Raw genomic sequence first — 21,074 nt, 5'->3', positions numbered from 1 at the left:
GGCACCAAGGTTTCCGATCTGCCTCTTTTGGGTAAGCTTGGGCAATATGCGAACTCGTTTGAACATATGTGTTGCCGAAATGGCCCGAGAATCGGGATATTTCCATATTTTACTGGACATGAAATGTTCATTCGCGCTATTTTGAGCGCAAATCGAAAATAATGGAATGTCGTGATGCCGTTAAATCAACGCCAAGAAGATATTTTGGGCCTTTTGCGTGATCAAGGGCGCGTCGAAGTCGACGACCTCGCGGTGCGCTTTGCTGTGACCACGCAAACCGTGCGACGCGATTTGACAGAACTATGCGAGCGGGGCTTGGCCACGCGCACGCATGGGGGCGCGCGCAATCTCGTATCAGCTTCCTCCTTTGGGTACGAAGAACGCCGCCTCCGCCAATCTGCTGAAAAAGAATCCATTGCCAAGCGCACCGCCAGCCTTATCCCCAATGGCAGCTCGATTTTACTCAACATCGGCACCACTACGGAACTGGTGGCTGCGGCGCTGGCCACCCACGAAGACCTGCGGGTGATCACCAATAATATCAACGTTATTCACATTCTGCGCGGCGCGCGTTTGAACTCTTTGGTGATAGCGGGCGGCTCTGTGCGTCAAAGCGACGGGGCGGTTGTGGGCGCTGAAGCGGTGGAATTCATTCAACGCTACAAAGCAGATTTCGCGATCATCGGCACCTCGTCTTTGGACGAAGACGGTGCTGTGCTGGATTTTGACGAACGCGAAGTTGCTGTGGCTCGCGCCATTCTGCGCAATGCCCGTACAAAAATTCTGGTGGCGGATGTCAGCAAGTTTGATCGCAATGCGCCAGTGCGCATCTGTGATGTGGCTGACCTTGACTATGTCATCACCGACAAACGCCCGCCGCTGCCCTTTGTCCAAGCGGCGCAGGCGGGTGGAACGAAACTTATCAATTTGGAAGACAACAATGTCTGACACCTCCGACACTCTTGATCTCTTTGTCATCGGCGGCGGCATCAATGGCTGCGGCATCGCCCGCGACGCGGCAGGCCGCGGCCTGACCGTGGCTTTGGCGGAAATGAACGATCTGGCGTCTGCCACATCCTCGGCCAGCACCAAACTGTTCCATGGTGGTCTTCGATATCTGGAATTCTTTGAATTCCGTCTGGTGCGCGAAGCCTTGGTCGAACGCGAAACCCTGCTGCGCGCCATGCCCCACATCAGTTGGCCCATGCGCTTTGTGCTGCCCTATCACAAAGACATGCGGTTTGACGCTGAAACGCCGACTTCCAAGCTTTTGACCCTGTTTATGCCCTGGATGAAGGGCCGACGCCCCGCATGGCTGATCCGCTTGGGGCTGTTTATGTATGACCACCTCGGCGGGCGCAAAATTCTGCCGGGCACCTCTACCGTTGATCTATCTTCTGGTCCCGAAGGCGCGCCAATAGATGATCGTTTTGCCAAGGCCTATGAATATTCAGATTGTTGGGTGCAAGACAGCCGTTTGGTGGTTTTGAACGCCCGCGATGCCGAAAGCCGTGGCGCGAAAATCATGACGCGCACCAAAGTGACCCAGGCGCGGCGCGAGGGCGACCTGTGGGTAATCCAGACCGCTGACACCGAAACAGGGGCAGTCAAAGAATTCAAGGCGCGCATGTTGATTAACGCGGGCGGTCCCTGGGTGATGGATGTGATCAGCGGCGTGGCAGGCATCAACTCGCAAGAGGGCGTGCGTTTGGTGCGTGGCAGCCATATTGTGACCAAACGACTGTATGACCATGACAAATGCTATTTCTTCCAGGGCGAAGACGGGCGCATTATTTTTTCGATCCCCTATGAACAAGATTACACCCTGATCGGCACAACCGATGCCGATCACACGGATGCCAATGTCAAACCGGTGTGCACGGATGATGAGCGTGATTACCTGCTGAAATTCGCCAATGGCTATTTCAACCAGCAACTCAGCCAAGACGATGTGGTTTGGACCTATTCCGGCGTGCGCCCGCTGTACAATGACGGTGCCTCCAGCGCCACGGCGGCCACGCGCGATTATGTGCTGCGGGTCAATACCGATGGCGGCGCACCAATCTTGAATGTGTTTGGCGGCAAAATCACCACCTATCGCCGGCTTGCGGAAAGCGCGCTGGACGAAATCGCCAAATTCTTCCCCAACCTGCCCGGAAAATGGACCGCAGGCGTGCCGATGCCAGGCGGGGACTTCCCGGTCGAGGGCGTCGCGGATCTGATCGCGCGGGTCGCAGCCAAATACGGCTTTCTAGAACCGGGGCAGGCGCAGCGTTTGGTGCGCATCTATGGCACAGATACATTTGCGGTTCTGGGTGCGGCCACATCCGCAGAGGATCTGGGGCAATCCTTTGGCGCGGGCATCACCGAGGCCGAACTGAATTGGGCCATGCAAAACGAATGGGTGCGCGATGCCGATGATTTTCTATGGCGACGCACCAAACTTGGTCTGCGCCTCAATGACGCGCAAAAATCTGCGATTGCCAGCTATGTTGATGGCAAGGCTCAGGCGGCTTAAAGTTGGGTAAAAATAAATCTTAAAAATCGGGCCAGATGGCCCGTTTTTTGTTTGATGTACAAAATTTGGTCGTCCCTCGCGGGCCTCGCCGCATTGTTAGCGTCCAAAGCCCCGCTAGAAAATCTTTCAAAAGAATCAAAGCTTTCGCCGTGATTCGTATGATTTTAGTGAAATTTTATCGTTTGGATAAGTTTCAGTTTGAGAGTTAATCTGCCTGCTAAGTTGCTTAAAAAACACGCGAAATTAGAACGAGAAAGGGCCGCACATGTCTGTGCGACCCTAGAAATTCCGGCGTCATCCTCCAAATCCCTGATGCGCCGGAATAGCTTGTAACAGTTTTATGACATCAGAGTTGCTTGAGGCGCGCTGAATGTCAAACAGCTCGCGCCTGCTTTTTTTGCCTATTTCAAGCTGCCTGATGATGGGCCCTGACATTGCCGTCTTGATACAGGCGGCCAAATTCGGTGTTCAAGAACGCCTCTAGATCCACCTGCTCTTGGCGCACAAACCCCGCGGTTGGCAATTTCCCTTGCCGCATCAGGTCAACCACACCCAAAACTCCCGCAGCGGTGGTGACCTGGATCGCGCTCCAGATCCGACCATCGATTTCGCGCGAAAACGATTTGTTGATGTAACTTTCTTCGCGCAGACTGCCGTCTTTCATGCCTTTGGCCGTGCAATAGACCAGCACCACATCCTGATCGGTGCGGGGCAGGGCGGATTCAAAGATTTCCTTCAGCAGATCCCGGCGCCGTTCCAGGCCCAGATCATGCAGCAAAAGCTTTAAGATATCACGATGGCCAGGATAGCGGATCGACCGATACGACACCGCTTGGGCCTTGCCTTCCAGCGTTTCGGGCAAAGTGCCCAACCCGCCGGATGTGTTAAAGCATTCATATTCCACCCCGTCGTGCCCCAGAATCTCGTAATCTTCCAAGGGCGCCGTTTGGGTCAATTTTCCCCCGACAATTGCGTCACACGGATTACAATACTCGTTGATCAACCCATCAGTGGACCAAGTTAGGTTGTATTTCAGCGCATTGGTGGGAAACAGCGGCAAGGCGCCCACGCGCATATGCAGACTGTCCAAACTGTCAAACTTATCGGCCAATGCAGCGCCCGCAATGCCAACAAACCCAGGTGCCAGGCCACATTGCGGCATAAAGGCCGTTTTGCTGTTGGTCGCCAGATCCCGCACCACATTCGTCGCAGCCACATCTTCTGTCAGATCAAAATAATGCGCGCCCGCCGCTTTGGCCGCAGCGGCAATTTTTGGTGTCAGAAAGAACGGGGCGGCGGAAATCACCGCGTTAAACCCGGTCAGCGTTTTGGTCAGCGCCGTTTTATCATCCGCATCGATTTGCGCGGTTGCCAAGCCTTTGGCGCGCATTTTGCCAAGGGCGCCTAGATCATGATCCGCGATGGTGACCGAATAATTTGGCGATTGCCGCAAGAGGCTCGCGATCATCTGACCGATTTTGCCCGCACCAATAATGCAAATGTTCCACTGCATAATGCACTCCATTGTTTTTTAACAAGAATGCAGAGGCAGCTGTTCATCTGAAAGAGAGCAAAGTGACGAATTGACTGGTAATTTCGTCATATTGATGAGGTTTTCGTCACTTTGTTAGGTGCGATCGATCCGACGTCCAAAGACAACGGATGTTTTGGTGCGGTTGACACCGGGAATGGCCCCGATTTCATCCACCATAATGTCCAAATCTTCGATGCGCGGTGCCTCGGCGGACAACAGCAGGTCAAATTCACCATTGACCGACAGGCAAAGCTTAATCTCGGGATAAGATTTCAATCGGGTGATAATGCGTTTGGTTTCCGGTTGTTGCACCGACAGAGAGACAATCACCTGCACCATTGGCGCATCATTCGGGTGCCCAAGCACAACCGTATAACCGGTGATCTCGCCCCGGTCCTCCATCCGCGCGATGCGCTCGTGCACGGTGGTGCGCGCAACCCCCAATGTCTCTGCGATTTTTGAAGTAGATTGCCGTGCATTGGCTTGCAAAACGGCGATGATTTTTCGATCTAAACTGTCTTTCACAAAGCAATCCTTGCATGGGTCCTTTTGTCTAGCCTCTTTGCGAGGCCAAAAAAACCCTCTGTATATGTGACCTGAAAGCAGCACGGGGGAATCAATTTCAATTTTAGGCTGGCCTTGGTTTTGCGACTCGGCACGCTGCATCGCAGAAAACTCGATTATCTGCCTATTTTTTAGGCAGGTTTCGGAAAGTTTCGCCATTGACCTTTATTATTTCCAAATATTTCACGCAAATTTGTCTCAAAAACCGGGCAATTGGTTGCGCTCGGAATTCTCTGTGTCACCGTTTTGACATGACGGGGAACAAAAAAATGTTTGATGAGATGTTGGCGGGCGCGGATCAGCCCCGGCAACCTTACGAAGCCTATTACGACTGGTTCCGCCAAGAGGACATAAAAGCGCTTAAGCGCAAATCCCAAGAAGCAGAGACCTTTTTTCGTCGTATCGGCATTACTTTTAACGTGTACGGACAAGAGGAGGCAGACGAACGTCTGATACCCTTTGACATTGTCCCAAGGATCATCGCTGCCAAGGAATGGCGCACGTTGGAACGGGGCATCGAACAGCGCGTACGCGCCATCAATGCCTTTTTACACGATATCTATCACCGCCAAGAAATCCTGCGCGCAGGCCGTATTCCCCGCGAGTTGATCGCCGGCAACGAAGCCTTTCTGCCTGAAATGATTGGCGTAAAGCCTCCGGGCGGCGTCTATACCCATATTGTGGGCACCGATCTGGTGCGCACCGGAGAAAACGAATTCTTTGTGCTCGAAGACAATGCCCGCACACCGTCCGGTGTCAGCTATATGCTGGAAAACCGCGAAACCATGCAGCATATGTTCCCGGAACTGTTCACCAAACTAAAGGTCCGGCCGGTCAGCGCCTATCCTTCACTGTTGCGCCGCTCGCTGGCAGATTGCGCCCCGGCTGACTCGCCAAATGCCAAACCTATTGTCGCGGTGCTAACGCCCGGTATCCACAATTCGGCCTATTTCGAACATGCGTTTTTGGCGGATCAAATGGGCGTAGAGCTGGTGGAAAGCAATGATTTGCGCGTCGAAGACGGCCGCGTTGCCATGCGCACCACCCAGGGCTATCAATCGATTGATGTGCTGTATCGCCGTGTCGATGATGACTTTCTTGATCCGCTTACATTCAATCCAAATTCAATGCTGGGCGTGCCGGGCATCATGGATGTGTATCGTGCGGGCAATATCACTATCGCCAATGCCCCCGGCACTGGCATTGCGGATGACAAAGCTCTGTATTCTTACATGCCGGACATCGTCGAATTCTATACCGGCGAACAGGCCATTTTGAAAAACGTGCCAACCTATCGCTGTTCTGAATCTGACAGTCTGAAATATGTGCTGGATAATCTGGCAGAGCTGGTGGTCAAAGAGGTGCATGGCTCGGGTGGATACGGCATGCTTGTTGGCCCGGCTGCCAGCAAAAAAGAACTGGCAACCTTTGAAAAGAAACTGTGCGCGAACCCATCCAACTACATCGCCCAGCCCACCTTGGCGCTTTCGACGGTGCCCATCCTTGCCAAATCAGGACTGGCACCGCGCCACGTCGATTTGCGCCCCTTTGCGCTGATGTCGCCCAACCGGATCGATCTGACCCCCGGTGGCCTGACTCGTGTTGCGTTGAAAAAGGGATCGCTGGTGGTGAACTCGTCTCAGGGCGGAGGCACCAAAGACACTTGGGTGCTGGGAGATTAAGATATGATGCTGGGAAAAACCGCAGGCGGTCTGTTCTGGATGTTCCGTTATCTTGAACGCGCCGAAAACACTGCACGTTTGCTGGAGGCAGGCTGGCACATTGCCCTCACGCGCGCCGCCGATGGGTCGTCAAACGAATGGCAATCAATCATTGCAACTGCAGGCATGACACAGGCCTATCAAGCCCAACACGACAGCTATGAACCGGCGCAGGTGATCAATTTCATGCTGCGCGACAAGCAAAACCCATCCAGTGTGATGGCCGCCATCGATGCCGCCCGCAGCAACGCGCGGCTTGTACGCACCGCGCTCAGTTCCGAAGTCTGGGAAGCCACCAATGAATGTTGGATGCTACTGAAAGATTTGCTGTCAAAACCGGTCAGCGAACGCAGCTTGCATGACACGCTGACACAGATCCGTTTTCGCACTTCGGTGGTGCGCGGTGCGCTGCACGGCACCATGCTGCGCAATGATATCTTTGCCTTTTCGCGGCTTGGAACCTTCATCGAACGCGCCGATAACACCGCGCGCATTCTGGATGTGAAATACTATGTGCTGCTGCCCTCTGCAGCCTATGTCGGCACCACCATCGACAACGCCCAATGGGAAGTGATCTTGCGCTCTGTTTCAGCCCGCAATTCTTATCGCTGGCTTTATGGCGGCGAAAGCACACCGCTGACCATCGCCAATTTCCTGCTGTTGGATGCGCGTATGCCCAGGTCACTGGCCCATTGCGCCCGCGAAATCGGCGAAAGCCTGGAGCTGCTGGAGACCGAATACAACCACCGCGCCGAGGCGCAGGTTCAGGCCGAAGCCATGTGTCATCGGCTGAAGACCCATTCGATTGACACGATTTTCGAAGAGGGGCTGCACGAGGTTCTCAGTTGTTTTATCGCCGACAACGCCAAGCTGGCTGGCCACATCGAAGAGGATTTCCGGTTTTATGGCTGATGCAAAACGATTAAATATCCGCCATGTCACAACCTATCGCTATGACACGCCGGTGCATTATGCATTGCAACAGTTGCGCCTGACACCGCGCAACGGCAATGGGCAGACCGTGTTAGAGTGGAACTGCACCTTTACTGGGGGCACTAGCCAGGTGGTTTTTGACGATCATTTCTTGAACCACACCGAACTTGTCAAAGTCGACCAGAACGCCACCGAAGTACAAATTCAATGCGAAGGCGTGGTGGAAGTCGAAGACAATGCAGGCGTGATTGGCAAACACCGGGGCTATGCGCCGCTGTGGCTTTTTATGCAAGACAGTGTGTTGACCCAACCGGGCCCCGCGATCACTGAACTGGCGACCCGTATCAAGACCTATCAACAAGACGTTGATGACATCGCGTTGTTACATGCGCTGTCTGCTGAAATCACCAAGGCCGTGGTCTATGAAATTGGCAGCACAACCAGCGATACTCAGGCAGAAGACGCGCTGGCCGCGGGGCGGGGGGTCTGTCAAGATCATGCGCAAATCATGATTTCGACCGCACGTTTGCTGGGCTTTCCAGCGCGCTATGTGTCAGGCTATTTGCTGATGGATGACCGCATCGACCAAGACGCCACCCATGCGTGGTGCGAGGTGTACACCAAAGATCTGGGTTGGGTTGGCTTTGATGTCTCCAATGGCATCTCGCCCGACGCACGTTATGTGCGCATTGCCACTGGGCGCGATTACCGCGATTCAGCCCCGATATTGGGTATTCGTCAGGGGGATGGCATAGAAAACCTGCAAGTTGCCTTGCAAGTACAGCAATAGCCTGCTTCAAAGCCCGCAAATAGACACGTTGGAAAGCTCATGACCTATTGCGTTGGCCTGATGATGCACAAAGGCCTTGTGTTCATGTCCGATACCCGCACCAACGCGGGTGTCGATAACATCTCGACCTTTCGCAAGATGTTTTCCTGGGACGTTCCCGGCGAGCGGTCCATCACCTTGATGACGGCGGGCAATCTGGCCACCACGCAATCGGTGATCAGCCTGCTGGATGAACGCAGCAAAGCCACTGGTGATCGCAACCCCGGCATTCTGCAGGCCGAGTCGATGTTTCAGGTCGCGACCCTTGTGGGCGATACTCTGAAAGAGGTCATCTGCACCCATGCCGAGGCCGGTCAACGGGCCGACAGCGCCTTTAACGCCAGCGTGCTGGTGGGCGGCCAAGTGGGTGACGGCGAACCGCGGCTGTTTCTGGTCTATCCCGAGGGCAACTTTATCGAGGCCAGCCCCGACACGCCTTTCCTGCAAATCGGCGAAACCAAATACGGCAAACCCATTTTGGTGCGGGCCTTTGACCCCAAGATGAGCTTTGAAGACGCGATCAAACTTTTGATGGTGTCGTTTGACTCGACCATCAAAGCGAACCTTGGTGTTGATTTGCCGCTGGATGTGCAAATCTATGAAACCGACAGCCTGACATCTGGTCGCAGTTTCCGCATCGAACACGATGATCCCTATTACCAGAAAATCTCCGAAGGCTGGGGCCACGCCCTGCGCGACGCCTTTGGTCAGCTGCCCGGATTTGAGTTTCCGGAAAAGTAAAAAGGCCCCCAACACGTCAGGGGCCTTTCGAATCGTACAATTCAGCGGCTGAAACGTACAAATTGTACAATTAGCCAGACATTAAAGCGCCGAGCGCTCTTAGGCCAAAGATGGCAACCACAGCACAATCTGCGGGAAGGCCACAAGCAAAGCGATGGTGATTGCATCAGCGATAAAGAACGGCGTCACGCCCTTAAACACATCTTGCACGCTCAGGTCATCACGCACGCCAGCAACCACAAAACAGTTCAGGCCAATTGGCGGTGTGATCAGACAGAACTCTGCCATTTTCACCACCAAAATCCCAAACCAAATGGCACACATCGGGCCACTCATGCCAAATGAGCTGTCTATGGCGGCCACGGTTTCACCACCGTTCAAAGCCATCACAGCTGGGTAAACCACTGGCAACGTTAGCAAAAGCATACCGATCGCGTCCATGAACATGCCCAAGACCGCATAGGCCAACAGGATGCACACCAAGATCAGCATGGGCGACATTGTTAGGCTGGTGATCCAGTCTGAAAACGCGGCTGGCAACTGGGCAAAGCCCAAAAAACGCACGTAAATCAACACACCCCAGATGATAGTAAAGATCATCACGGCCAGTTTTGCGGTCTCCAGCAAAGCATCTTTCAGCTGTGACCAACGCATGCCTTGATACAGCGCCATCAGAAAGACCACAAAGGCCCCAATCGCGCCACCCTCTGTTGGCGTCCCCCAAGCGTCTCCGCCGAAAGGGTTGTAAACAAACAGAATAATCGTCGCGACAACAAACAGGATGGGCAGCGCAGGCGGCAAAGATGCGAACCTTTCACGCCACGTAAAGCCAGAGACTGGCGGCCCAAAGCCCTTGATTGACAGTGCCAACCCGATAATTAGCAAGCCATAGACCAAGGCTGAAAACGCCCCAGGAATAAAGCCCGCCAGCAGCAATTTACCCACGTCCTGTTCCACAATGATGGCATATATTACCAGGATCGCTGAGGGAGGGATCAAAGATGCAAGCGTCCCCCCCGCAGCGACCACCCCTGCTGCAAACCGTTTATCATAGCCAATTTTTAACATTTCAGGGATCGCGATCCTCGCAAAGACCGCGGAGGTTGCCACCGAAGCCCCTGAAACTGCAGCAAAACCTGCGGTCGCAAAGACGGTGGATACAGCCAGGCCACCGGGCACCCAGGCCAACCAACGTTTGGCTGCTTCAAACAGCGCTTTGGTGAGGCCAGCGTAATAAGCCAGATAGCCGATTAGAATAAATGTCGGAATCAGGCTGAGGGCCTGAGACGAAATTTTGGAGTGTGGGACTTGCCCTGCGGTTTTTACCGCGACGGTCAAAGCCCAGCTAAAGTCTTCTGGATCATAGCCTTTTTTGGACCAAAAGATCCAAATCAAGCCAATCATACCTGCCAAACCCGCCGCAAAAGCAACACGCATACCCAGCACGACCATCACCAACATTCCGCCAGAGACAATCAGGCCAATTTCAATAGGTTCCATGATTATTACCTTACTTCTCTGACTCAAGGCCCGAGACGTGCTCGGCCTCCATTGCGGCCTGCGTTGCAGCATCTGCAATCAAAGGCACCGCAACGGGTGTGTCTGTGTTTTCTGCAAATGCCCGTGCATATCCCCAAAGCTGTAAGACCAGCCGAATACACAGGACCGAAAAGGCGATTGGTGCCAACAACTTAGCAGGCCAAATAGGCAGAGCGATATCCATGGAACTGTCGCGGCTCCACATCGGTGCGGCAAAGTCGAAACTGCGCTGGAAATGCGCCCAGGTGCCCCAAACCAATAGGATCATAAGTACAAGGACCGCAAAAGTCGTAAAGAATTCAGCCACATACAGCAGGCGGCCGCGCAGTTTTCCGACCAGCATATCCATGCGAATGTGCCCACCATCGCGCTGCGTAAATGAGATGCCCATAAAGGCGATCAGCGGCATTGCCTGTTCGATCCAGTCCACATAACCGGGCAGGGGTTGGTTCAGAAAGTTTCGGCCGCTGACAGAGAACACCGCCAAAACCATAAGCGAAAACACCGCCAGACCACTGAGAAGAGCCAGAATTTTTTCGAATTTATTAAGGGATTGGTCGATGCGGGACAGGGTGCTGTCGTCCGATAAAACCAAAGATGCGCCAGCCATGGCGATCTCCTTTCATGGGAAAGGGAAGATCTCTGGCAAACATGTCGCCAGAGATCAGTTTCAGATTACATGCCTTTTGCGATCATGCCGGTCACAAGGTCATACAGCTCTTGGGCTGGCAGCCCACGCGAGGTGTTTTCCTCGATCCAAGCGCTTGCGGCTGGGGCTGCGGCAGCATCTTTGAAAGCAGCAATTTCCCCGTCTGCAAAGGTCACTTCCATGATGCCGCGTTCTTCTAGGGCAGGGCCCCAGGCAGACATCGTTTTGTTATTATAGCTGTCCACATAATGATCCAGCGCTTCGTCGATCGATCCCAACAGGGCATCACGATGGGCGTCAGACAAATCAGCCAATGCATCGGTGTTCGCCACAACTGGGCAGTTCACAGTGCCTGGGTTCAGGTTTGTGGTCCACCATTTGCCGTTTTCGATTGTGCCAAAAGACATATGTGCGTGAGGTGCAAAGCTGACAGCTTTGACTACACCACTGTCCATCGCCTGACGAACTTCTGTTGCGGACATCGATGTTGGAACGGCGCCAACGGTCTTCATCGCAGCCCCGATACCACCTGTTGCGCGCACGCTTAGGCCTTCGAAATCAGCCAAAGTTGCAGGTGCATCGCCAACCCCAACCAAGTTATATTGTGGCAAAGGTGACGGCATCAGCAGTGTTGCGTTCCAACGCCCAAGGTCCTTTTGTACCGCAGGGTGGTTATACACCGCCATCGACAACTCAACCTCTTGTTCTAGCGAAGAAACACCAAGGAAAGGCAGCTCTAGGACAGTGATTGATGGGTTCTTGTCACGGTGATAACCGGCACAAAATTGCGCCATTTCAAACGCGCCGATGGAAATTCCGTCAAGGTTTTCGCGGTTCTTAGACAGGCCGCCGTAGCTGATATTCAGAGTAAATTCGCCGTTGGTTTTTGCGCTGACCAACTCGGCGAGTTTCTCTACGTGCTCTGTAAACGCGCGGCGCTTACCCCATAAAGAAACATTCCATTCTGTCGCCATGGCTTCGCCTGCAAAAGCGATCGCCAAAGCTGTTACAGCCGTTTTTCCAAAAAGATTGCGCATGTGAACCTCCCAAATGTGCATGCAGTCTGGCCACAGCATGAGTTATTGCGATGAACCTGCCTATGAAGAAAAACGCATGCGGTAATTGGAAGCCTATGCGGAAATCCGCAAGGCGGTTCTAGCCCCCCTTTTGACCTATAATAAAGCGCCTTTATCCAGACCCAATTTAACGATTTTTTCGTTCAGGGTACGGCGACCAATTCCCAAAGCTTCGGCGACGGCATCCATGCGCCCCTCATTGGCTTTGATAGCTTTGGCGATCAATTCGCGTTCAAACGCAGCCACGGCTTCGCGCAGTGTCACCGGAACATCGTCGAGCGAATGGTCCGTTTGTAAGGCCTGAGCCATAGACCCAGAACCCCGCCGTGCAGACAACAAACGACGCTCTGCAACGTTGCGAAGTTCGCGTACATTTCCGGGCCAATCGTGGGCTATCAATGCCGCAATATCGTCTTGGGTTAATTCGGGCGCTGCTGTTTCATAAAGCGTGGCAAATTCTGCAAGAAAATAAGTTGTCAATAAGATCAGATCTTCGCGGCGCTCGCGCAGGGTTGGCAGAGTGCAGGCAAACGTGTTGAGTCGGAATAGCAAATCGGACCGCAACCGTCCTTCGGCCACTGCCTTCTCTACGTTTTCGTTGGTTGCGGAAATCACCCGAAATTGCAGGGGTAGGGGCTTGGTGGCCCCGAGTGGCAGGATTTGTTTGTCTTCGATCACCCGCAACAATTGGGCTTGAACCGGCAAGGGGCAACTGCTGATTTCGTCCAGAAATAACGTGCCGCCATCTACGGATAACAGACGCCCGTCTTGCCCACCTTGGGCACCAAACATCTCTGTCTCGAAAGTCTCAGCTGTTAACGCCGCGCAGTTGAGTGCCAGAAACGGACTGTCGGGATTGGGGCCAAGATCGTGTAACGCGCGCGCCACGAGTTCTTTTCCTGTGCCCGTCTCGCCTTGCAAAAACACCGGAGCTTCAGTTTCGACCAGATCAAGAATGTCTTCGCGCAGAGCTTTGATACTTTTGCTTTCTCCCAACAGGATGCGGTCCAAACCGGACAATTGCAGCAATCGTCCCTTTAGGCGCTCAGACGTTCGGCGCATTTGGCTTTGGTCGGCGGCATGTTTAAGTATGTTCAATAGCCGCCGCGGTTCATAAGGTTTTTCGACAAAGCCATAGGCCCCATCTTTGATGGCCTGCACCGCCATTTGAATGTCGCCATGCGCAGAAATAAGAACCAACGGTGGTGAAATGTCTGGTGTAAGCGATTCCAGCAATTCCAACCCCGACATGCCGGGCATGCGCACATCTGACAAGATCACGTCAGGTTGAAATTCGACCAAGCGATCTGCTACTTTTTCTGCTCGAGACAAAGCCTGAACCCGCCACCCGGCTGCCTCTAGCAATTCGATTAGCGACGTCCGCATTGACCTATCGTCTTCGACCAACAGAATGCTTTGGCTTGCAGGTTCACTCATGGAAATCCCTATCTTCGCTGGGTTTGTACAAAGGTATTTCAACCCGAAACTCCGCGCCACCGCTTGGCCCGTTCTGTGCGCTTAATCTGCCGTGGTGTTCTGCCACGATATTGGTAGAAATGGCCAATCCCAAACCCATACCATGCCCACTTTCGCGGGTCGTCACAAAGGGTTCTTGTAGGTCAGTTAGGGTTGCGTCGCCAAGCCCGTGACCTTCGTCTTGAATGCGACACCAGCCCATGCCATCGAAGCTGCCAATCGCAATGCGCATATGACGCGGGTCTTCGTCTTGCATCGCATCAATCGCATTGCGCAGCAGGTTGGTCAGGACTTGTTCCAGACGTAATTTGTCACCAAAAACCAGAACAGGCGCGTCAGGCTGTTCTAAGTCCAGCGTTGTCTCGCTGGTCGTCAAGTTTGGCTCGACCAGGGCGAGTGAGGCTTGCATTGCCTGACGCAGATCCACTTGGGAAAACCCGTTACCTTCGGTGCGTGCAAAAAATTTGAGCTGCCGCGTGATACCTTCCATGCGGTCCACCAAATCTGCCAGTCGGGGCATCAACCGTTTGGGGCCTGTTGGGCTCATTTCTGCCGCGGCCAGATGATTGCGCATCGCTGCGATTGGTTGCCCGAGTTCATGAGTCACCGAGGCAGACAGCTGCCCCAAAGCGGCCAGACGTCCGGCGCGCTCCAACTCGTCCTGCGTGCGTTTCAAACGCCGCTCTGCTGTACGCCGGTCTTCGATTTCCACTGCCAAACGTTCGTTGGCCTGCCGTAGTTGCGCTTCTTCTGCTTCTGATCGCCTTAGGGCGGCCCCAATTTGCCGGGTTTTGCGAAATTGTGTGAATATCAGCACCGCAGAGGCCAAGATCGTGAAAAGCCCGGTCACCAGCCAGCTGCGGGTGCGCACCTGAGTCTGATCGGCAAAATAGTGCAATTGCCAATCATGTGGCAGGTCACCGGCCCTCAAATACATACGTTCTTTTGCATCAATGGTCGCGGTCCCATCACCAGTTTGCGACCAATCCAAAGGCAACAGCGCTTGACCGGTAAACTGCCGCGCTTTGTCGATGTCTGCGCGTTGCGTGTCCGTTAGGGGTGACAGAACTTGATATCTAACAGCGGGGTTTGAGGCCAAAAGCACCACACCATCTTTGTTGGTCAGCAGAACTTGCTCGCCGGCAACGCGCCAGCTTTCTTCGAGTTTGGAGAGATCAAGTTTGATTGCTATGACACCCGCAATCTGGTTCTGAGGGTCCCGCACAGCATCGGCGATAAAGTAACCAGGAAGACCGGTTGTGGTTCCAATCCCATAAAACCGCCCTTGAGCCCCGGCGGAAGCATCCTGAAAATAGGGACGAAAAGAATAATTGTGGCCCACAAAACTGCCATTGGTCCTTGCGTTTGACGCCGAAATGGTCACCCCATCTGGTTGCATCAGATAAATCGCATCTAATCCGGCCTGATCAGCAAAGGCCGATAGGCGGACATCAAGCAGATCGGTGGATGCACCTTCTGCAGTGGCCACGACATAGGGGTCGCGTGCCAAAATATAGGTCAGATGTGAGAACCGATCCAGTTCTGCCACAACTGTACTGCGATACAAAGACAATCGGCCCTGCGCCTTGGCTTGCTCTTCGGATAGAAAATAGTTGAATGACAGCCAGAAAATACCGATAGCAGCGGCCAAAACGGTCAAAAACGCAAGGGCGCGGCGGCTATAGCGCATCTAGGCTTCCAATCTGTATTGTCATTGTCTGCGCGCAGAGGCGCGGTGACGTTACAGTTATCCACGTGTTCGGGCAAAGGTCAAAACGAAACTGCACCCAAAGTTTGGGTGCAGTGCAGTTAGGCTAAAGCACTAAGTTAAGAGGTGTCTTTGCGACATTATTCCACAGCAACCGCATGTCGCGGCGGCAGGGCATTTTCCAAATCTGCCAAAATATCGCCCAGCCCCTCAAGCCCCACAGACAAGCGAATGAGCCCGTCGCTGATCCCATGTTCGGCCCGTTCTTCTGGTGTATAGGTTGAATGAGTCATGCTGGCTGGATGCTGAATAAGTGTCTCTGCATCGCCAAGCGACACCGCACGACCAATCATATTCAAACGGTTCATCATGGTGCGCCCCGCGTCCAGCCCCCCCGACAATTCAAAGGCAATCATACCGCCAAAATCAGACATTTGGCGCCGCGCCAAATCATGTTGTTCAAAACTTTCCAAGCCCGGGAAATACACTTTTTCAACGCTGTGATGCGCTTCAAGCGCCTGCGCGACATGAAGTGCACTCTGACAATGACGCTCCATGCGCAAGGCTAAGGTCTTTATACCGCGCAGCACCAACATGGCATTAAACGGAGAGATCACTGCACCGGTCATATCTTTCATACCAAAGAGGCGAATTTCTTGAACCATGTCAGCACGGCCGACGACCAACCCTGCCACCAAATCGCCGTGACCACCCAAATACTTGGTCGCTGAATGCAAAACAATGTCTGCCCCAAATGCGATGGGTCGCGTCAAATAAGGTGTGGCATAGGTGTTATCAACGACAACAGTGGCTGCATGGCGTTTGGCAATTGCAGAAACGGCTGCAATGTCCACCAAGCGCATATTTGGATTTGCTGGGGTTTCAAAATACACGACTTTGCAACGGTCGCTGATCACGGACTCAAGATTTGTGGCCTCTGTCAGATCAATAGGGGTGATTTTGATACCAAATTTTTGCAACCCATGCTGCATGAACGAAAATGTGCAGCCGTATAGTGTTTTATCGACGATCAATTCATCGCCAGGGGACAGCAGGGTCCACAAAGTTGAGGAAATTGCCCCCATGCCAGAGGCCAAAGCAAGCCCCGCTTCGGCCCCTTCCAAGCTGGCGATGCGCTGCTCTAGCAGGTCGTTTGTTGGATTGGAAATGCGGGTATAAAAATGGCCCGCGCGTTCACCCGCAAACATTTCGCCACCAGCTTCTGCAGTTTCAAATAAAAAAGTAGATGTCATATGCAAAGGAGGCGCAAGCGCGCCCTGATTGGCCTGAGGATCATACCCAAAATGAATGGCACGCGTTGAAAAATCTTGAATTGCGTCGGACATCGTCTTCTCCTTTGTTATTAAAAGAATGACACAACTTAGATGTACGTATTGTTTAAAATCGCCTAGAAACAATCACTCTATTGGACAAATATGCTATAATTTGACAAATTATTAGATGATTACGCTAATACGAAGTTTGCTAGCCGGGGGGGGGTGAAATCAAGATGACGCGCAAATTGGACTCTAAGGACCGGCAGATTCTACGCGTGCTGCAAAAAGACGGGCGCATTTCCAACCAAAAGCTTGCCGATGCCGTAAGTCTGTCAGCGACACCCTGTCTACGCCGCCTCAGGTTGTTGGAGAAGTCCGGCGTCATTCGCGGATTTCGCGCAGATATAGATGCCAAACAATATGGTCTTTCTCTCCTCGCCTTTATTTCGATCAAGCTTGAATCTCACACAAAGACATGCGTCGAAAACTTCGAACACCGCATTCAGTCGATGGACGAAGTTCAAGCCTGTTATTTGCTGACCGGCACCCAAGATTACTTGCTGCATGTCTTGGTGGCAGATCTCGACGGTTACAACGGCTTTGTCCGCAACAAATTACACACCGTTGGTGGTATCGCTTCGATAGACAGCAGCATCTCTTATGATGTTGTCAAAAGCGCTCCAGTTTACCCAGCGGTCTGAATAAGCCCAGTGTTTAGCCACGCATACGAGAAAAACTAGGATCATAGGGTGACGCTGCAATAACTGTTGCCGGAACCAAATCGCCAAACATATCCAGTTGCATTTCGCTCCCTGTGGCTGCAAATTCTGGTTCTACAAATGCATAGGCCAGGTTCATGTCAATACGATGGCCCCAGTCGCCGGATGTGACCGTGCCAACAACTTTGTTTGCATGCATCAGCGAAGCACCCCCTTGGGCGGGCGCATTATTTGCAGCGATCTTCAACGTAACAAGCTTTCTGTTCTCGCCTTTGGCCTGACGGCGCAGCAACGCCTCTTTGCCCACAAAATCACCTTTGTCCAGTTTGACAAATCGAGCTAAGCCGGTTTCCAACGGGTCAAATTCTGTCAGCAAATCAGCTTTCCAATGCAGAAACCCTTTTTCCATGCGCATGGAGTCTACGGCACGGGCACCGAACAATTTCATTCCATGAGCGTCGCCGGCCGCACGCAATGCGAGATAAACCGCATAAAGTGATGCATTTGGTACATGAATTTCATAGGCCAATTCACCTGAAAAACTGACGCCGAGAACCGTTGCTGGCGCAAATCCCAATATGCATTCACGGGCGCTGAGCCAGGGGAAGGCAGTTTTGGACCAGTCGCCACGAGCACAAGCAGATAAGACTTTGCGGGCCTTTGGGCCGGCAAGAACCAGAATGGTTTGATCGTTGGTCAATGATTTTATCTGCACATCCTCGTCGTCAAGCAAATTCTGTTGAAGCCAATCCATGTCATGCAATTCGGCCGCAGCGGCCGACCCAAACCAAACGCGCTCTGGACCGCGGTCACTGGCAGGCAAATTGGCGAATGTAGCCTCGCCTTTGACCATGCCTTGAGCGTTCAACATATAGCCTAGGCCGACGCGCCCCTCGCGCTTGGTCACTGCTCCACAGAACATTCGCTCAAGAAAGGCATGGCGGTCTGAGCCGGTTATCTCGATGCGGTTGAACCCATTAACTTCGCAAAGGCCCACATTTTGCTGCACGTTTTGAACCTCTGCCCGCACAAGATCAAAGGTCTCGTCAAAGTCAAAACCAAGTTCGGGATGAAAATCTGAATTAGGCTTGATGTAATCCATGCGTTCCCAACCATTTACCACGGCGAACGCAGCCCCTTGGGCAGCTAGGATTGGTGTAAGGGGTGTGGTCTTGGCAGGGCGACCCGCAGGGCGATGTTCGTGTGGGAAATGAAATCGGAATTCGTTTTGGTAATCTTCGATGGCTTTCAGCGCGGTCAATTCTACATTTGTGTGGGTAGCGAACCGTCGCGGGTCGATGCACCAAGTGTCATATTGTGCTTCGCCATGTACAATTTGTTGAGCCAGTAACCAGCCGTGACCGCCACCTTCTCCTAAGCCAGCACGTAAACCGATAATGCAAAAGGCGTTGCGTTTGCCGGGAATCGGGCCAACAAGCGGCGCGCCATCGATGGTGTAGGTGATGGGACCGTTCACAATTGACCGAATGCCAGTTTCAGCCAGAGCGGGCATGCGCTCAAACGCTCCTTCCATGACGTTCATGACACGGTCCAGATCGTCCGGGCACAACGCATTTACGAAATTCGGATCAATCCCGTCCATGCCCCAAGTCTTGCAATCCTGTTCATAGAAACCAACCAGCAGGCCGCCCTTTTCTTGGCGGCAGTAGTAGTCTGAAATCGGGCAACGCAATAAAGGCATGCGGTGACCGGCATGAGCGATCTGGGGGATGTCTTCGGTTAAGAAATATTGATGTTCCATTGAGGCCACTGGATGATGCACCCCCATCATCGCACCAACTTCGTTGACGCGATATCCTCCTGCGTTAACGACGATGTCACAATCAATTTCACCGTGTTCGGTTTGCACCGTCCAAGTGTCATCCTTGTGCTGAATAAGCGCGGTGACCGGAGTATTGCGATAGACTTCGGCCCCAGCTTTGCGAGCATGATACGCCAATGCCTGACACAGTTGGGCCGGATCAATGTCTCCGTCAAGCGGGTCCCAAAGACCACCAGCCAAATTGGATGTTGAAATAAGCGGATGCCGGCGCGCGCATTCCGCGGCGTCAATCACCTCAAGCTCAACGCCCATACCACGCGCCATTGATGTGAAATGACGATATCCTTGCATCTGTGCTTCAGTATTTGCCAAGCGAATGCCACCATCAGCGTGGTGATAGTTGATTGGGTATTCTGGATTTTCGGAGAGCGCTTTATAAAGTTTGATCGAGTGTGATTTGAGCCCAACCATGGTTTGATTCATGCCAAAATTCGTCACCTGCGCGGCTGAATGCCAGGTTGTCCCGCTGGTCAATTCGTTGCGTTCGACAAGTACAACATCGCTCCAACCTTCTTGGGTCAGGTGATAGAGCGTGGAGCATCCAGCGATGCCGCCACCAATGACAACTACTTTGGTTCGAGATTTCATAGCCGGGTCTCCGAGGACATTTGACTAAGATACACCCGCATTTCGCGACAGTTGGCAATGATACCGCCAGTATTCCTATTTTATTAAACTTATTTTATCAAAAAATCGAATTAAGGACTGAGAGAGTTTTATCGAGTTAAGAAAAATTCAACTAAATAGACCATCTCAGTTAACCAGATTAAAACTCTGCGCCAGCCAAGGACTGCTCTGGTGCAGTGGAAAGATAGCGTGTTCGTTGAGCAAATTTCGCATTTTTCTGTCAACCAATTCCAACACCGAGCTAGCGCAATCTGGTGTTGCGACAAGGGCCAAGGTGCGTGAAAAACGTTTACCAGGGAAACTGTGCATTTTCAGTTTTGGCTGAAACCGCTTGGCCCGTGAAAATAACAATGGGGTAGTTATGGTCCATCCCGCACCTGCGGCCACCATCGCCATGAGTGTCTGATTATTGCTGCACTCAAAGCTAGAGGATGACGATAATCCCAATCGCCGCATTTGCGATTCTATCTGACGGGCAATGATCAAGTTATTTGAAAAGCGTAAGAATGGTAGTTTTGTTTTTCCGTCGACGATATCGGTCAGCGAATGTTGGGGCACTCGCGGCAGCACAACAACAAAGGGGTCGCGCAGCAATGGGCGGATTTGCAGGTCGCGCAACTTATCATCAGGCGTCGTTGAAATACCCAAATCCAGTTTCCGATTGCGCAGCATTTCGATAATCTTGTGACTCGAATTTGTGTGATACAGAAATTCGCAGGAAGACATGCGAGCAGACAAGAATACAGCCAGCTCCGGAATGATATCGCTGTCAAAATCCTCGATGGTGCCAATCCGCAAAGAGCGCGCTTCAGCAACATTCCCGGCGGAAGCCTCTGCTTTTGCTTTTCGAATGGCGAACAGGGCGCCATCGATATTTCTTAGAAAAGCTTGCCCTTTGGGAGTCAAAACCATCGGTCTGCGCGTATGATTGAACAGTTCAACGCCCAAATTCTCTTCAAGATTACGCAGATGGTGGGAAACAGTACTTATCGTCAGTCCAGTTTCTTCGGATGCCGCTTGCAGCGATCCGCGTTGAGCGCAGATCTGGAAGAGCTCTAACCATTTGAGGCTAAGGTCTTTGGGAGCCGAGGGACGCGCCATTGGTCTCTTTCGTTCGCAAATTATGCGATCATTGTTCAGATCTATTAGTAAGATTATTGTTGCTCAACCAAAGCAATAAGGCAATCAACGAATTCTACAACTGCGCCCACACGATTCAGTACCTTTTAGGCAAGATATCAAAATCGAACTTCAGTGTGAGCGATACTTGAACCGCGATTCCTATTGCCTTCGAGGGTAGCGCGCTCCTTAATACGAGGA

General features: G+C 52.7%; 17 protein-coding genes. 7 read left to right on the top strand and 10 right to left on the bottom strand.

Annotation, left to right across the window (positions count from 1 at the left end):
• The first annotated feature begins 174 nt into the window (after nt 1-174).
• Both ABXG94_RS17075 and glpD read left to right on the top strand, forming a co-directional pair.
• Nucleotides 175-948, top strand: a complete 774-nt coding sequence (locus ABXG94_RS17075) for a DeoR/GlpR family DNA-binding transcription regulator (RefSeq protein ID WP_353536196.1) — start codon at nt 175-177, stop codon at nt 946-948.
• Nucleotides 941-2,518 (top strand): glycerol-3-phosphate dehydrogenase, encoded by a 1,578-nt coding sequence (gene glpD / locus ABXG94_RS17070; RefSeq protein WP_353536195.1) that lies wholly within the window; start codon nt 941-943, stop codon nt 2,516-2,518. The genes ABXG94_RS17075 and glpD overlap by 8 nt, the downstream gene beginning before the upstream one ends.
• Nucleotides 2,519-2,924: 406 nt before the next feature.
• On the opposite strand, the gene ABXG94_RS17065 is transcribed toward glpD, so the two are convergent.
• Complete coding sequence (locus tag ABXG94_RS17065) at nt 2,925-4,031, bottom strand: saccharopine dehydrogenase family protein (protein ID WP_353536194.1); 1,107 nt, start codon at nt 4,029-4,031, stop codon at nt 2,925-2,927.
• Between the two features lie 114 nt (nt 4,032-4,145).
• Nucleotides 4,146-4,577, bottom strand: coding sequence for an Lrp/AsnC family transcriptional regulator (locus tag ABXG94_RS17060; protein ID WP_353536193.1), 432 nt, complete (start codon nt 4,575-4,577; stop codon nt 4,146-4,148).
• Between the two features lie 308 nt (nt 4,578-4,885).
• Here ABXG94_RS17060 and ABXG94_RS17055 point away from each other — a divergent pair, with 308 nt between their 5' ends.
• Genes ABXG94_RS17055 through ABXG94_RS17040 form a run of 4 tightly spaced genes read left to right on the top strand, consistent with a single transcriptional unit; the run spans nt 4,886 to nt 8,840 of the window.
• Nucleotides 4,886-6,298, top strand: a complete 1,413-nt coding sequence (locus ABXG94_RS17055) for a circularly permuted type 2 ATP-grasp protein (RefSeq protein WP_502901727.1) — start codon at nt 4,886-4,888, stop codon at nt 6,296-6,298.
• A 6-nt stretch (nt 6,299-6,304) separates the two neighbouring features.
• Nucleotides 6,305-7,249 (top strand): alpha-E domain-containing protein, encoded by a 945-nt coding sequence (locus ABXG94_RS17050; protein ID WP_353536214.1) that lies wholly within the window; start codon nt 6,305-6,307, stop codon nt 7,247-7,249.
• Nucleotides 7,242-8,060, top strand: a complete 819-nt coding sequence (locus ABXG94_RS17045; protein WP_353536191.1) for a transglutaminase family protein — start codon at nt 7,242-7,244, stop codon at nt 8,058-8,060. Before ABXG94_RS17050 ends, ABXG94_RS17045 begins: the two co-directional genes overlap by 8 nt.
• 39 nt (nt 8,061-8,099) lie before the next feature.
• The gene (locus ABXG94_RS17040) at nt 8,100-8,840 is read left to right on the top strand and encodes a proteasome-type protease (protein ID WP_353536190.1); all 741 of its coding nucleotides are present in this window, start codon (nt 8,100-8,102) and stop codon (nt 8,838-8,840) included.
• A gap of 99 nt (nt 8,841-8,939) precedes the next feature.
• On the opposite strand, the gene ABXG94_RS17035 is transcribed toward ABXG94_RS17040, so the two are convergent.
• The 6 genes from ABXG94_RS17035 to ABXG94_RS17010 all read right to left on the bottom strand — a co-directional run bounded on the left by ABXG94_RS17035 (nt 8,940) and on the right by ABXG94_RS17010 (nt 16,634).
• Nucleotides 8,940-10,340, bottom strand: coding sequence for a TRAP transporter large permease (locus ABXG94_RS17035; RefSeq protein WP_353536189.1), 1,401 nt, complete (start codon nt 10,338-10,340; stop codon nt 8,940-8,942).
• Between the two features lie 10 nt (nt 10,341-10,350).
• On the bottom strand, nt 10,351-10,989 hold the full coding sequence (locus ABXG94_RS17030) for a TRAP transporter small permease subunit (RefSeq protein ID WP_353536188.1): 639 nt from the start codon (nt 10,987-10,989) through the stop codon (nt 10,351-10,353).
• A 65-nt stretch (nt 10,990-11,054) separates the two neighbouring features.
• Entirely contained in the window at nt 11,055-12,065 is a 1,011-nt protein-coding gene (gene dctP / locus ABXG94_RS17025) for a TRAP transporter substrate-binding protein DctP (RefSeq protein WP_353536187.1), read from the bottom strand.
• A gap of 135 nt (nt 12,066-12,200) precedes the next feature.
• Nucleotides 12,201-13,541: a sigma-54-dependent transcriptional regulator gene (locus tag ABXG94_RS17020; protein WP_353536186.1), complete on the bottom strand. Its 1,341-nt coding sequence runs from the start codon at nt 13,539-13,541 to the stop codon at nt 12,201-12,203.
• Complete coding sequence (locus ABXG94_RS17015; RefSeq protein ID WP_353536185.1) at nt 13,534-15,270, bottom strand: sensor histidine kinase; 1,737 nt, start codon at nt 15,268-15,270, stop codon at nt 13,534-13,536. The genes ABXG94_RS17020 and ABXG94_RS17015 overlap by 8 nt, the downstream gene beginning before the upstream one ends.
• A gap of 158 nt (nt 15,271-15,428) precedes the next feature.
• Complete coding sequence (locus ABXG94_RS17010) at nt 15,429-16,634, bottom strand: methionine gamma-lyase (RefSeq protein ID WP_353536184.1); 1,206 nt, start codon at nt 16,632-16,634, stop codon at nt 15,429-15,431.
• Nucleotides 16,635-16,798: 164 nt separating this feature from the next.
• Between ABXG94_RS17010 and ABXG94_RS17005 the strand changes: the two genes are divergently transcribed.
• The gene (locus ABXG94_RS17005; RefSeq protein WP_353536183.1) at nt 16,799-17,266 is read left to right on the top strand and encodes an Lrp/AsnC family transcriptional regulator; all 468 of its coding nucleotides are present in this window, start codon (nt 16,799-16,801) and stop codon (nt 17,264-17,266) included.
• 13 nt (nt 17,267-17,279) lie between these two features.
• On the opposite strand, the gene ABXG94_RS17000 is transcribed toward ABXG94_RS17005, so the two are convergent.
• Both ABXG94_RS17000 and ABXG94_RS16995 read right to left on the bottom strand, forming a co-directional pair.
• Nucleotides 17,280-19,715, bottom strand: coding sequence for a GcvT family protein (locus ABXG94_RS17000; protein ID WP_353536182.1), 2,436 nt, complete (start codon nt 19,713-19,715; stop codon nt 17,280-17,282).
• A 165-nt stretch (nt 19,716-19,880) separates the two neighbouring features.
• Nucleotides 19,881-20,855, bottom strand: coding sequence for a LysR family transcriptional regulator (locus ABXG94_RS16995; RefSeq protein WP_353536181.1), 975 nt, complete (start codon nt 20,853-20,855; stop codon nt 19,881-19,883).
• Between the last annotated feature and the right edge of the window lie 219 nt (nt 20,856-21,074).

Source organism: Cognatishimia sp. WU-CL00825 (assembly GCF_040364665.1).
In the GTDB taxonomy this organism is placed as follows: Bacteria; Pseudomonadota; Alphaproteobacteria; order Rhodobacterales; family Rhodobacteraceae; genus Cognatishimia.
Note: the sequence above shows the minus strand (reverse complement) of the source record. Positions and strands in the feature narration are given on the sequence as shown.